The organism is Bradyrhizobium sp. S3.12.5 (genome assembly GCF_040548225.1).
Taxonomy (GTDB): Bacteria; Pseudomonadota; Alphaproteobacteria; order Rhizobiales; family Xanthobacteraceae; genus Bradyrhizobium; species Bradyrhizobium cytisi.
In genome coordinates this window covers 103,327-115,866 of sequence record NZ_JBEPRF010000014.1, presented here as the reverse complement: position 1 = coordinate 115,866, position 12,540 = coordinate 103,327, and the positions used below count along the sequence as shown (strand labels likewise).

Genomic DNA, 12,540 nt, shown 5'->3' with positions numbered 1-12,540 from the left:
CCCGAGACGTCATCGGGGACTGGGAATGTGGCAACTCATTTCGGCGGCATTTGCGCTGTTGAGCGCATGTCTCTCACCTGCCCTCGCCCAGCAGCCACCTCAACGCGGCGAATGCCTGGCGATGGCGAATGCCGCGCCTCGCGCCATGCAGGTCGCCTTCCAGCAGGCAGCCGCCGCCGCCGAGGTCGAGATCACCTATGCCGGCCACTCCACCTATTTCATCGACACCCCGGGCGGGGTGCGCATCGCAACCGATTATAGCGGCGCCTATCAGGTCGGCCGGCTGCCCGATGTCGTCACCATGAACCGGGCCCACAGCACCCACTATTCGCTCAATCCCGACAAGCGCATTCCCCACGTGCTGCATGGCTGGGGCGAGGACGGCAAGCCCGCGGTCGTTTCGGAACGCATCGGCGATACTTTCATCCGCAATGTCACCACCGACATCCGCCGCTATTTCGGCGACGATTCCGGAACGGACATGATCCGCGACGGCAACTCGATCTTCATCTTCGAGGTCGCGGGCCTCTGCATCGGCCATCTCGGCCATTTGCACCACAAGCTCGACGACAGCCATTTCGCCCAGATCGGGCGGCTCGACATCGTGATGGTGCCGATCGACGGCACCTACACCATGTCGCTCGACGGGGTCTCGGAGATCACCAGGCGTTTGCGCGCCTCCGTGGTGCTGCCGATGCACCGCTTCGCCACCCCGCTCGACGAGTTCATGCGCCTGATCGGGCAACAGTTCGAGATCGACCGCCGCACCGAGCGTTCGTTGCGGATATCGCGGGATACGCTGCCATCGACGCCGACGGTGATCATCCTCGACGGGGTCTGACGCCGCAATTTTCTCCAAGCCGGCTGTGGTGCGTTAGTGCTGATCTCCTTGCAACAGGAGATCGACATGACCGACTTTGCGAGATTTTTGCACGCGGACGGACCCAACCCCGAGCACGCGGCGGCGCTTCAGCTCTATGGCCGCTTCGTCGGTGATTGGGATGCCGAGATCACCGCCCACGGCGCAGACGGAACGAAACACATCGCACCCGGCGAGATCCATTTTGGCTGGGTGCTGGAGGGCCGCGCCGTCCAGGACGTCTGGATCATTCCCCGCCCCGCGGGCGCGCCGGCCTTCCCGGTCGCCGGCAATTGGTACGGCACGACGCTGCGGGTCTACGATCCCTCCATTTCCGCTTGGCGGATTTCCTGGTTCGATCCGGGCCGGAGCGTGTTCCGCCAACAGATCGGCCGCCCGCACGGCGAGGACATTGTGCAGGAAGGCACGACCGAAGCCGGCGACCTCACGCGCTGGAGTTTTGCCGAGATCACCGTTGATTCCTTCCACTGGCTCGGTGAGGTCAAGCCTGCCACCGCGGCCGATTGGAGGCTGGTGGTCGACGTAAGGGCGACGCGGCGGGAGGACTAAGGCCGGATCGATTTTCGCATCGATGAAGCCTCGAACTCGCCGCACAGCGCCGGGTGAGCGACTAGCTGGGGGACTGGCCCACTCTGGAGAGACCCTCTCCGCAGCCCTCTCCCGCAAGCGAACCGCAAGCGGGAGAGGGAGCGCACCTCCTCCGCCGCTGCCATGGTGCTCTGAGCAACACGCGCTGCTGCGTGACGAGATCAGGTGCTAGGCTCCCGCCATAAAAAACAGAGGGAGCGAACGTCGATGGCTGCAAGCGGTCTGCCTGCCAACACCAGCGGGCTATTCGTCGAGCCGCGTGAGGACTGGCTCGCGTTATATCAGGAGGAGATCATTGATCCCTCGCGGCCGATCGTCGATCCGCATCATCATCTCTGGAATCGCGGCCATCGCTATCTGATCGAGGAGATGGCCGCCGACATCGCCTCCGGCCACAACATCATCGCTACCGTCTATGTCGACTGCCGCTCGATGTATCGCGCGCATGGGCCCGAGGCGTTTCGGCCCGTGGGCGAAGTCGAGTTCGCCAACGGCGTCGCCGCGATGAGCGCGAGCGGTGGTTACGGCAAGGCCGCGATCTGCGCCGGCATCGTCAGCCACGTGAATCTGCTGCTCGGCGATGCGGCCAAGCCCGTGCTGGAGGCGGAGATCGCCGCCGGCAATGGCCGCTTCCGCGGCATCCGGCATTCATCCGCCTGGGACGAGGACCCCGTTGTCGCCGGCATGTATGCGAACCGGCCGAAGGGACTGTTGCAGGACCCGACTTTCCGCAAGGGATTTGCCTGCCTTGCGCGCCTGAACCTCAGCTTCGATGCCTGGCTGTTTCATCCGCAGATCGGCGAGTTGACCGAGCTGGCGCGCGCCTTTCCGAACACCAAAATCGTGCTCGACCATTGCGGCGGGCCGGCCGGGGTCGGCCGCTTTGCGGGACGACGCGAGGAGGTGTTTCCGCGGTGGCGCGCCTCGATCCAGGAGATCGCGAAATGCGAGAACGTGGTGGTGAAGCTCGGCGGGCTCGCGATGTGCCTGCTCGGTTACGACTTCCATCTGCGCGCCAAACCGCCGTCATCCGAGGAACTCGCCGCGGCGTGGAAGCCTTATGTCGAAACCTGCATCGAGGCATTCGGGCCGAAGCGCGCGATGTTCGAAAGCAATTTCCCGCCGGACAAGGGCCAGTGCAGCTATCAGGTGATCTTCAACGCGTTCAAGCGCATCGCGGCACCCCTGAGCGAAGCGGAGAAGACGGCGCTGTTCTCGCAGACCGCGACCGACGTCTACCGGCTCGAACTGCCGTCATGACGCGAAAGAGGGGCCGGGATGTTGGTCCCGCCCCCTCTTCCGTCGTGGCCGCTGGGAAGCGTCCTTGAATGAGATTAGCCGGCGCCCATCAGTGTCGCGGGACGGCGCTCGCCGGGCGAGAGGAACATGCGCTTCAGCTTGTTGACGGCGCGGATCATGAAGCCGATCACGGCCGGATTGGTCTTGCGGCAGAAGGCGATCTTCTTGACGTGGCCTTCGACATGCCATTTGGCATGCGCGCCATCGCGGAAGAAGACGACGTCGCCGACGCCGTAGCGCTTCGGCGGCATGCCGTCGCTTTCGAGCACGATCGAGCCTTCCAGGATCATGATCGTCTCGTCGAAATCATAGTACCAGTTGAAACGGCCTTCGGTGCAGGACCAGATGATGGTCGAGGAGGTGCCGTCGGAGCTGGTCGACAGGATGTGCGAGCGCGAGACCGGGTTGCCCTCGATGATCCAGGCCGGCTCGATCGGCCGCAGCTCCAGATCCACATTGCAACTACCGATTTCAATCAATGCCCGCGACATCTGCTTCCCCTGGAGGTAGAATATGATTAACCGGGTTTAAATCCCGGCTTGTTTCGAATGACCTTGGGACGCTAGTAGCCAGTTTTTAATTCTTCCTTACGCAGGCCCCGATAATCAGCCGCAAGTTGCAGATGCGAAGCGGTTAACGTCGAGATTTCCGTGCAAATTCGTGCACATGAACCCATCTTTCCCGGGGTGCGACAAATTGCGCGAAGCGACTTGGAAGGAGCCCATCGATGCCCCTGACCCCAGAGGTTCTGACTGCCCAAGGCGAGGTCGTCGCCTGGCTTGCCAGCCTCGATGTCTCGTTCGCGACGGACGAGGAGCCCTGGTTCACGATCGACGGCGTCGAAAGCCCCCGGCAGATCGGCAGTGACGGCTCAGGCGGCGCCGTCATACTGCTGCCGCCGCAGAATGTACTCTACGTCTCATCGGAAGGACGCGCGGGCGTTATCGCAGACAGTTTCGACGCGTTCATCCAGCTCGTCGTCGCCCGCCCCTATTGGCTCGACATCCTCAAATTCTCCGCCGGCGGCGATCTCCAGGAAATGCGGCGTGCCGCGGACGCGCTGGAGGCGACACTCGACGACGAGGACGACGTCAACGAGGCGAGAGAGGAGATCCGCTCCGCGCTCGACCTGCCGGAGGCGAGCGATCCGGTCGGCGCACTCTACGAGGCCGTCGCGGCTTCCGACGCCATCGTGCGGGCCACCGACGGGAGCCCGTTCACGACGCTGTTCAACCGCTTCAGCATCGACAGCAACCCGATGCTGCGCAACGCGGCAGCGTGAGCGGAAAGCCCTACTTCGCCCACTCGCCCTTGCGGAACACCGGGACCTTGCTGCCGTCGGCCAGAATGCCGTCGATGTCGGTCTCGGCCGAGCCGATCATCCAGTCGATATGGATCAGGCTCTGGTTGCCACCTTGCGCGGCGATCTGCTGCGGGGTGAGCTGCGCGCCGTTGACGAAGCACTTCGAGTAGCACTGGCCGAGCGCGATGTGCGACGCTGCGTTCTCGTCGAACAGCGTGTTGTAGAACAACAGCCCGCTCTGCGAGATCGGCGAGGAATGCGGCACCAGCGCCACTTCGCCGAGCCGGCGTGCGCCCTCGTCGGTGTCGAGCACCTTGTTCAGCACCTCCGCGCCGCGCGAAGCCTTGGCGTCGACGATCCTGCCGTCCTCGAAGCGCACCGCGATGTTGTCGATCAGCGTGCCCTGGTAAGACAGCGGCTTCGAGCTCACGACATGGCCATAGACCCGCCGGCAATGCGGCGTGGTGAAGACCTCTTCGGTCGGAATGTTGGCATTGCAGCTGATGCCGTTCTTGGAGAGCGAGGCACCGCCCTCCCATTCATGGCCATCAGCCAGGCCGATGGTGAGGTCGGTGCCCGGCCCTGAATATTGCAGCGCGCGGAAGCGCTGGCCGTTGAGCCAGTTGGTGCGCTCGCGGAGCACCGCATTATGGCTCGCCCAATTGGCCGTAGCGTCCTCGCGATCGACGCGGGACGCCGCGAAGATCGCGTCCGCGAGCTTGCCGACCGCGACCTCTTCGGGATCGTTCGGGAAGACCTGCTTCGCCCAGGACGGGCTCGGATAGGCGATGATGTTCCAGTTGGTGTCGAAATTGACGATCTTTTCCAGCGCCGGCTGATACGCCATGGAATTGGCCTTGCTGGCGCGCGCGACCTTGGAAGCATCTTCGCCCGACAGCAGCATCGGATTGTCGCCGACAATGGCGAGACGCGCAGTGTTGTTCGAGAACGCCTTCGCCATGCCCTCGTAGAGCCAGTTGGCGGCGCGATCAAAGCTGTTGTCGTGGCCGTGGCGATAGCGCGCCAGCGTCATCTCTTCGTCGGAGAGGATCGGCGTCACGATGCCGGCGCCGGCCTTGTAGGCGTGCGCAGCGATGCGGCGAACCAGCGGCAGCGCGATCGCCGGCGCCGTCAAGAGAAGGTCTTGTCCCGGCCGCAAGCCCAGTCCCACCTTCACCGCCACCTCGGCCAGCCGGTCGAGTTTCACGGGATCGATGGAAGTGACGGAATCGCGTTGATCGGTCATGCCGGGTCCTCTGTCGGAATCTCTCGTTCAATCTAAGTCTAGCATCTCAAGACACAAGTGTGCGAGCGTCTTGCGAGACGTGAAGATACGGAGTTTCACGCAGCTTGGTTTTCAACGCGTTGCCGATTTCAGCACCCGGTCGACCATATCAGGCGCCAGACCGAGGTAATTTTTCGGCGAAGTGAGGTCCTCGATGGTCGCGCGATCGATCTGGGCTGCGACGCGCGGATCGGCCGACAGCGCGTCGGCGAGGCTGATGGCCGTCTCGTTGGCGAGCAGGCAGGCGTCATAGACCACGTCGTGCGCATCCTGCCGGCCGATCTGCGGCGCCAGCCCCATCATGACCGCTTCGGCCACAATCAGACCGCGACTAAGGGCGAGGTTGTCGTTCATCTTTGCCTCGTCCACGATGAGGCCGGCGAGCGCGAACTTCGCCTGATGAAGGGAGCCTGCGGTCAGCACGAAACTTTCGGGGATCGCCATCCATTCGGCGTGCCACGGACCGGTGGCGCGCTCGAAATCCTGCACCATGGCATCCAGCATCAACCCGGCGTGCTGACGTACGGCCTTGGATGCGGCGAGCATCAGCTCCGAGGAGATCGGGTTGCGCTTCTGCGGCATGGTCGAGGAGGCACCGCGGCCCTTGACGAAGGGCTCGTAGACCTCGCCGAACTCGGTCGAGGCCATGATCATGATATCGAGCGCGATCTTGCCGAGCGAGCCGGTGACGAGCGCGAGGAAATTCACGGCTTCGGCGAAGCCGTCGCGCGCGACATGCCAGGTGGATGCGGGAACGCCGAGCTTCAGCTCGGCGCAGAGCGCCTCCTGCACCTCGAACCCCTTGTCGCCCAGCGAGGCCAGCGTGCCGGCGGCGCCCGCAAACTGACCGACGAGAACCCGCGGCTTCAATTGCTCAAGACGCTCGGCATGGCGGTCGAACATCGCGAGCCAGATCGCGGTCTTGTAACCGAAGGTCACCGGCAGCGCCTGCTGGAGGTGGGTGCGGCCGGCCATCGGCGTGTCGCGATGGCGCTTGGAGAGATCGGCCAGGATTTTGCGCAGCTCGGCGATATCGCGCTCGACAATCTCCAGCCCCGCGCGCAATTGCAGCACCACGGCGGTGTCCATGATGTCCTGCGTGGTCGCGCCCCAATGCACATAGCGGCCGGCCTCGCCGCATTGCTTCACAATCTGATGCACCAACGGGAGAATCGGGTAACCGACGATGTCGGTCTCCTGCCGCAGCAGATCGAAGTCGAGCGCAGCGACATCGGTCCGCGCCGCAATCTGGTCGGCGGCCTCCTGCGGGATCACGCCGCATCGCGCCTCCGCCTTCGCCAGCGCCACCTCGATCTCGGCATAGCGCGCGACCAGCGCGACGTCGGAAAACACCTCGCGCATCGCAGGCGTGCCGAAGGCATCGCGAAACAGCACGGAGTCGAGCACGGTGGTCGAGGCGGGAAAAGCGGGCATGAGCGTTTCTTTGCGGCTGGCTTGTTTTATGTGGCGACAGCTTACGCAGGATATCCAGCGGAGCAATGAACATTCACTGTTGGACACACGGCCAATGTCGTCCCGACAAAAGCCAGCACATTGGTGAGATGTCGCGCTCGCTGTCTCAGCACCGTCATCCACACTGTCGCCGCGGCGGGATTCTGGATTGCTTCGCTGCGCTCGCAATGACGGCGACGCGAGTCGCATTCCTGTCCACACTTTAAGTGGTCACCTTCTAACTCAGGTTGCATTCCTCCGCGCAAATGGCATAGCAGCCATCTGGCCTCGCGGTGAACCGAACTGACCTTCCCGCGGACTCACAGACTTCAAGTCGAATCCCATTTGATTTCATTATTGCCTGATGTCGTTGTGAGGTCTGAGTTTTCGACGTGCAGTTTCTGTTCCAGGACCACCTTCTCGATACCGACCGGCGCGAGCTGAGTCGCGAGCAGGTTCCCGTGTCCGTGGAACCGCAGGTCTTCGACCTCGTGGTCCACCTGATGGAGAACCGCGACCGGGTCGTCAGCAAGGACGAGCTGATCGACAAGATCTGGCACGGCCGCAGCGTTTCCGAATCGACATTGACCAGCCGGATCAATGCCGCGCGCAAGGCGATCGGCGACAGCGGCGCGAACCAGGCGCTGATCCGCACCATCGCGCGCAAGGGCTTTCGCTTCGTCGGCGACGTCGAGACCAAGTCCGCCGCGGCAGCGATGGAACCGCGCCGCAGCGTCACAACGTCGCACGCGATGCCTGCGCTGCCCGACCGCCCCGCGATCGCCGTGCTGCCCTTTACCAATATGAGCGGCGACCGCGAGCAGGACTATTTCTCCGACGGCATCAGCGAAGACATCATCACCGCATTGTCGAAGCTGCGCTGGTTCTTCGTCGTCGCGCGCAACTCCTCCTTCGTCTACAAGGGCCGCGCCGTGCATCTCCACGAGATCGCGCGCGAGCTCGGCGTACGCTACGTGCTCGAAGGCAGCGTGCGGCGAAGCGGCGATCGCGTGCGCATCTCCGCCCAGCTCAACGATGTCTCGACCGGCGGCCATCTCTGGGCCGAGCGCTACGACCGCGAGCTTGCCGACATCTTTGCTGTACAGGACGAGATCACCGAAGCCATCGTCGCCGCGATCGAGCCGCAGCTCTACGCCGCCGAAAATTTTCGTGCCCAGCAGAAGCCGCCGGGCAGCCTCGACGCCTGGGACTTCGTGATGCGCGCGCTGTCGCATTACTGGCACATCACGCGCGAGGACAATGCATCGGCGCAGGCGCTGCTCGAGCAGGCGATCGCCATCGACCCCGCCTATGGCAAGGCGCTGGGCCTGCTCGCCACCAGCCACATTTTTGGTGCGCATATGGGCTGGGCCGATATGGCCGCGACTGTCCCGGTTGCCGAACGCGCGGCGCTTGCCGCGGTCGAGGCCGATCGCGACGACGCCTGGGCCCATCACGGTCTCGCCTATGCCTATCTGTTCCGGCGTCGCTTCGACGACGCGCTGGCGGAATTCGAGCTGACGCTGACGCTCAATCCGAATTTCGCGATGGCCCATGCCTTCTACGGCGTCACGCTATGCTACGCCGGACGCTGGCAGGACGGCGATGCGGCTGCACGCCGCGCGCTACAGCTCAGCCCGCGCGATCCGCTTGCTGCGATCTATTGCGGCGTTGCCGGCTACGCCCAGTTCATCGGCCGCAATTACGAGGACGCCATGCAGATGGCGCGGGAATCGATGCGGCAGCGGGCCGATTTCGTCGGCGCGCATCGCGTGCTGACAGCGGCCGCCGGCATGTCCGGCGATCCCGCACTCGCCGCCTCCGCGCTGGAAGGATTGCGACGCACCCAGCCCGGCATCTCGCTCGCCTGGATCACGCGGGAGCTGCCGATGCTGCGGGAAGAGGACCGCGCGCATTATCTCGAAGGATTTCGGCGCGCGGGGATGAGGTAGATCCTTCTCTCCACAATGACGGTGCACCCTCGCCCCTTGTGGGAGAGGGTGGCTTCGATGCGTAGCATCGAAGCCGGGTGAGGGGTCTCTGTCCTCACGAGCAGTCTCGCGATTGGAGAAAACCCCTCATCCGGCGCTTCGCGCCACCTTCTCCCACAAGGGGAGAAGGGAAGAAGGCCCGCTACTCCTGCACCATCTCGCCGCTGCCGCCGAACTCGGCGGGAAAATCCTTCAGCTTGGGCAGGCCGTCGCGCATCGGCAGCACCGTCTCGGAATAGTTGACGTGGACGCCGGGCGTGAAGGCGAGCGTCGGGATGGTGGCGGTGAAGACGTCGATCAAATCGAGCGGCGGGTGGTTGGTCATGAGATGACCGCCGCACTTCCCGCAATATTTGCGCTGGCTGAGCGGCGTCTTGACGAAGGTCTCGACGTTCTGCGCGCCTTCGGTGATGCGCACGGCCTCCGGCTTCCACAGGCTGAAAGCGTTTACCGGTCCGCCCGACCACGAGCGGCAGGAACGGCAGTGACAATAGCCCATCGCCGCTGGTTCGCCCGTGACCTCGACCGTGACCGCGCCGCAGAAGCAGTGTCCGACATGTTTCATCTTGGTTGTCTCCTGAGGTGGAAATTGGGATTCAGATCCTTGGATAGCAAATGAAGTCCTGTCGCGCGTCCTCCGATCGGCGGACGCGCGACGGAACACGCGGCGGCTAGACTGACCGGCGCCAGGGAATAAGCATCGACACCCGTTGTTTGTACTGCCGGTATTCGTCGCCAAAGAGATCGACGAGATCGTGCTCCTCCAGCGCGATGCCGACGAAGATGTAGGCCGTGGTCACGGCCGCGAACAGCAGATGGCCTGCGGTCATGGTCGGTGCCGCCCAGAAGGCGATGATAAAGCCGAGATAGATCGGGTGACGGACGAATTTGTAGAGCAGCGGCGTCTTGAACCGCGGCGGTGCGGCCTCCTTGCCGACGAGATGGTTGGTCACCTGATGCAATCCGAACAATTCGAAATGATTGATGATGAAGGTCGAGATGAACACCAGCACCCAGCCTGCGAACGACAGCGTGACCAGCGTCACGGCAAGATCCGGATCGGCGACGTCCCATATGACCGACGGCAACGGTCGCCACTGCCAGAACAGGAGGAGCAATGACAGGCTCGCGAACAGCACGTAGGTCGAGCGCTCGACCGGCTTGGGGACGAATCGGGTCCACCACGCCTTGAAGCGCTGGCGCGCCATCACGCTGTGTTGAACGGCGAACAGCGTCATCAGCAGCAGATTGATGATCACGGCTTCGGCCGTCGGCGTGTCGGTGCCGGTGTCGATGGTCTTCGGCACCACCAGCCCCATCACAAAGCCGATCGCGTAGACAATCGTAACGAAAAACACGAGATACGCCGCAATTCCGTAAAGAAAGGCGATGAACTTGAAAACTCTCGAGCCCGAAACGTCGGGGTGCAGGGAATGAACCTGATGATCAATTTGGGTCATAAGCAGCTCCGTTGTGCCAAAACATCGGCACTTCATTGGTCGCTGCACCATGCCGCATCGGACGTGCCCTGACTTTCGCGGACGGTTGATTTTCGCCTGAGACGACTTTGATTTTTGCTTGAGACGACAGAAACGTGCGATTTCTCTTTGAAAACAATGTGCTCGACGGCAACCTGCGGGAGCTGACCTGCGGCGGGACGGCCATTCCGTTGCAGCCGCAAGTGTTCGATCTCCTGCTTTATCTGGTCGCGGAACGCGCGCGGGTGGTCAGCAAGGATGACCTGATCAGCCAGATCTGGAGCGATCGCATCGTCTCGGATTCCGCGCTGAACAGCCGGATCAACGCCGCGCGCAAGGCGCTGGGAGACGATGGAGCGACGCAGCGGCTGATCAAGACGATTCCACGCAAGGGCTTTCGTTTCGTCGGCGAAGTTCGGGAAGATGTGGCAGCAAAGCCTATTCCGGCCGAGGTCGCACCGGGTTCCCCGCGCGTTGCCGCCGACCGTCCGGGCATCGCGGTGCTCGCCTTCGAGAACATGAGCGGCGATCCCGCCCAGGAATATTTCGGCGACGGAATCAGCGAGGACATCCTCACCGCGCTGTCGAAGCAGCGCTGGTTCATCGTGATCGCCCGCAACTCGTCCTTCACCTACAAGGGGCGCGCGGTCCACATCAAGCAGATCGCCGAGGAGCTCGGCGTTCGCTACGAGGGTAGCGTGCGCAAGGTGGACAACCGCGTGCGCATCACCGCGCAGCTCAACGATGCCACCACCGGCGGGCATCTCTGGGCCGAGCGCTACGACCGCGAGCTGGTCGACGTCTTCGCCGTGCAGGATGAGATCACCGAGCGGATCGTCGCGGCGATCGAGCCGCAGATCCACGCCGCGGAGAATTTTCGTACGCGTCGCAAGCCTCCATCGAGCCTTGATGCCTGGGACCTGCTGATGCAGGCGCTGTCGCATTACTGGCGGATAACGCCGCAGGACCACGCCGCGGCGCAGAAGCTGCTCGAGCGCGCAATCGCGATCGATCCGGATTACGGCCAGGCGCTGGCGGTGCTGGCGGCGAGCCATATGTTCGGCGTGCATCTGGGCTGGGCCGAGCTTGCCACGACGGCGCCGATCGCGGAGAGCGCCGCGCTCGCCGCAATGCGCTGCGACCACGAGAATGCCTGGGCCCATGCCGCGCTCGGCAGCGTCTGCTTCTCGACGAGCCGGCTTGCGGACGCGCTGTCCGAGTTCGAGCAGGCGCTCGCGCTCAATCCGAACTTCTCGCTGGCACAGGGCTACTACGCGCTGGCGCTGTCCTATGCCGGACGACCTAGCGACTCGTTCGAGGCGGCGCAAAAGGCGATCAGGCTCTCGCCGCGCGATCCGTCGCTGGCGATCTATTACGGCATCGCCGGCTATGCGCGCTTCACCGAGCGGCGGTATGACGAGGCGATCGCGCTCGCGCGCGAGGCGATCCGCCATCGCGGCGATCTCACTGGCGCCTATCGCGTGCTCGCCGTTTCCGCCGGCATGACCGGCGACGGCGCGCTTGCGGATATGGCGCTGGGAGAGCTGCGCCGCACCCAGCCCAACATCTCACTGCATTGGATCGCGACGCAACTGCCGTGGGCCAATGACGCGGATCGCGAGCACTATCTGGAAGGATTTCGGCGCGCGGGGTTGAGGTGATCGGCGCGACTGACGCGCCGCTATTTCGTTTTGGCTTCCGTCTTGACCTGTATCGGCTTCGGTGCGGGCGCGGCGGCCCAGTCCTTGTCGGCGCGGGGGCCGTTGAGATCGCCGGTCAGGCCGACCAGCTGGCCGGGCTGCACGTCGAGGGTCTGCTGCCAGGTCTGGGTCTGGCACAACAACTTGATCAGGCAGCCCTTGAGCTTGAGGCGGTCGGCGGATTCGCGCCAGAGCGAGACCGAATAGAACTTGCCGTCCTCGGCATTGTAGATGTCGCCGGCGAACCGGCCATCGGACGTCGCCTGCAGGCCCATGATCAGCTGGTGGCCGAGCAGCGCGCGGGGGCGCTTGTCGGGGTCGGGATTTTCCTTGTCGCGGTGAGGCTGCCCGCGCTTGTCGGCCGGCTCCTTCATCCAGACGATGAAGCCGCAGATGCGGTCGCGCGACGGTCCGCAGCGCTCGAGCCTGATCCGCGCGCGACCGTCCTCGTCGAGCCAGGTACCGCTGGGATCATTGGGCGTGACGGCGCCGGCGCGGCCGCCGAGCACCATCATCACGACGGTGATGGCGACGCGCAGCACGAAGCGAAGGAGAAAGTTCATC

At 63.8% G+C, this 12,540-nt stretch carries 12 protein-coding genes; 6 read left to right on the top strand and 6 right to left on the bottom strand.

Annotated features, from left to right (window positions below):
• Nucleotides 1-25: 25 nt before the first annotated feature.
• From ABIC09_RS21850 to ABIC09_RS21840, 3 genes are all read left to right on the top strand, one after another.
• The gene (locus ABIC09_RS21850; RefSeq protein ID WP_354110509.1) at nucleotides 26-841 is read left to right on the top strand and encodes an MBL fold metallo-hydrolase; all 816 of its coding nucleotides are present in this window, start codon (nucleotides 26-28) and stop codon (nucleotides 839-841) included.
• Between the two features lie 66 nt (nucleotides 842-907).
• Nucleotides 908-1,429, top strand: coding sequence for a hypothetical protein (locus ABIC09_RS21845; protein ID WP_354110508.1), 522 nt, complete (start codon nucleotides 908-910; stop codon nucleotides 1,427-1,429).
• A gap of 246 nt (nucleotides 1,430-1,675) precedes the next feature.
• Nucleotides 1,676-2,728 carry an amidohydrolase family protein gene (locus ABIC09_RS21840; RefSeq protein WP_354110507.1) on the top strand — a complete coding sequence of 351 codons (1,053 nt, stop codon included), beginning with the start codon at nucleotides 1,676-1,678 and terminating at the stop codon, nucleotides 2,726-2,728.
• A gap of 74 nt (nucleotides 2,729-2,802) precedes the next feature.
• On the opposite strand, the gene ABIC09_RS21835 is transcribed toward ABIC09_RS21840, so the two are convergent.
• Nucleotides 2,803-3,258, bottom strand: coding sequence for a cupin domain-containing protein (locus ABIC09_RS21835; RefSeq protein ID WP_354031600.1), 456 nt, complete (start codon nucleotides 3,256-3,258; stop codon nucleotides 2,803-2,805).
• Between the two features lie 236 nt (nucleotides 3,259-3,494).
• Here ABIC09_RS21835 and ABIC09_RS21830 point away from each other — a divergent pair, with 236 nt between their 5' ends.
• Nucleotides 3,495-4,049 carry a hypothetical protein gene (locus ABIC09_RS21830; protein ID WP_354110506.1) on the top strand — a complete coding sequence of 185 codons (555 nt, stop codon included), beginning with the start codon at nucleotides 3,495-3,497 and terminating at the stop codon, nucleotides 4,047-4,049.
• A 10-nt stretch (nucleotides 4,050-4,059) separates the two neighbouring features.
• On the opposite strand, the gene ABIC09_RS21825 is transcribed toward ABIC09_RS21830, so the two are convergent.
• Entirely contained in the window at nucleotides 4,060-5,316 is a 1,257-nt protein-coding gene (locus ABIC09_RS21825) for an aminopeptidase (protein ID WP_148755924.1), read from the bottom strand.
• A gap of 111 nt (nucleotides 5,317-5,427) precedes the next feature.
• Nucleotides 5,428-6,789 (bottom strand): 3-carboxy-cis,cis-muconate cycloisomerase, encoded by a 1,362-nt coding sequence (gene pcaB / locus ABIC09_RS21820; RefSeq protein ID WP_354110505.1) that lies wholly within the window; start codon nucleotides 6,787-6,789, stop codon nucleotides 5,428-5,430.
• 410 nt (nucleotides 6,790-7,199) lie between these two features.
• Between pcaB and ABIC09_RS21815 the strand changes: the two genes are divergently transcribed.
• Nucleotides 7,200-8,759: a winged helix-turn-helix domain-containing tetratricopeptide repeat protein gene (locus ABIC09_RS21815; RefSeq protein WP_354110504.1), complete on the top strand. Its 1,560-nt coding sequence runs from the start codon at nucleotides 7,200-7,202 to the stop codon at nucleotides 8,757-8,759.
• A gap of 181 nt (nucleotides 8,760-8,940) precedes the next feature.
• Here ABIC09_RS21815 and ABIC09_RS21810 read toward each other — a convergent pair whose 3' ends face one another.
• Nucleotides 8,941-9,363, bottom strand: a complete 423-nt coding sequence (locus tag ABIC09_RS21810) for a GFA family protein (protein ID WP_148754365.1) — start codon at nucleotides 9,361-9,363, stop codon at nucleotides 8,941-8,943.
• A gap of 106 nt (nucleotides 9,364-9,469) precedes the next feature.
• Complete coding sequence (mddA, locus tag ABIC09_RS21805; RefSeq protein ID WP_148754366.1) at nucleotides 9,470-10,258, bottom strand: methanethiol S-methyltransferase; 789 nt, start codon at nucleotides 10,256-10,258, stop codon at nucleotides 9,470-9,472.
• 134 nt (nucleotides 10,259-10,392) lie between these two features.
• Here mddA and ABIC09_RS21800 point away from each other — a divergent pair, with 134 nt between their 5' ends.
• Nucleotides 10,393-11,937, top strand: coding sequence for a winged helix-turn-helix domain-containing protein (locus ABIC09_RS21800; RefSeq protein WP_354110503.1), 1,545 nt, complete (start codon nucleotides 10,393-10,395; stop codon nucleotides 11,935-11,937).
• Nucleotides 11,938-11,957: 20 nt separating this feature from the next.
• Here the strand turns inward: ABIC09_RS21800 and ABIC09_RS21795 are convergent, their stop codons facing one another.
• Nucleotides 11,958-12,539: a DUF2147 domain-containing protein gene (locus tag ABIC09_RS21795; RefSeq protein WP_354110502.1), complete on the bottom strand. Its 582-nt coding sequence runs from the start codon at nucleotides 12,537-12,539 to the stop codon at nucleotides 11,958-11,960.
• Nucleotide 12,540 lies beyond the last annotated feature (1 nt).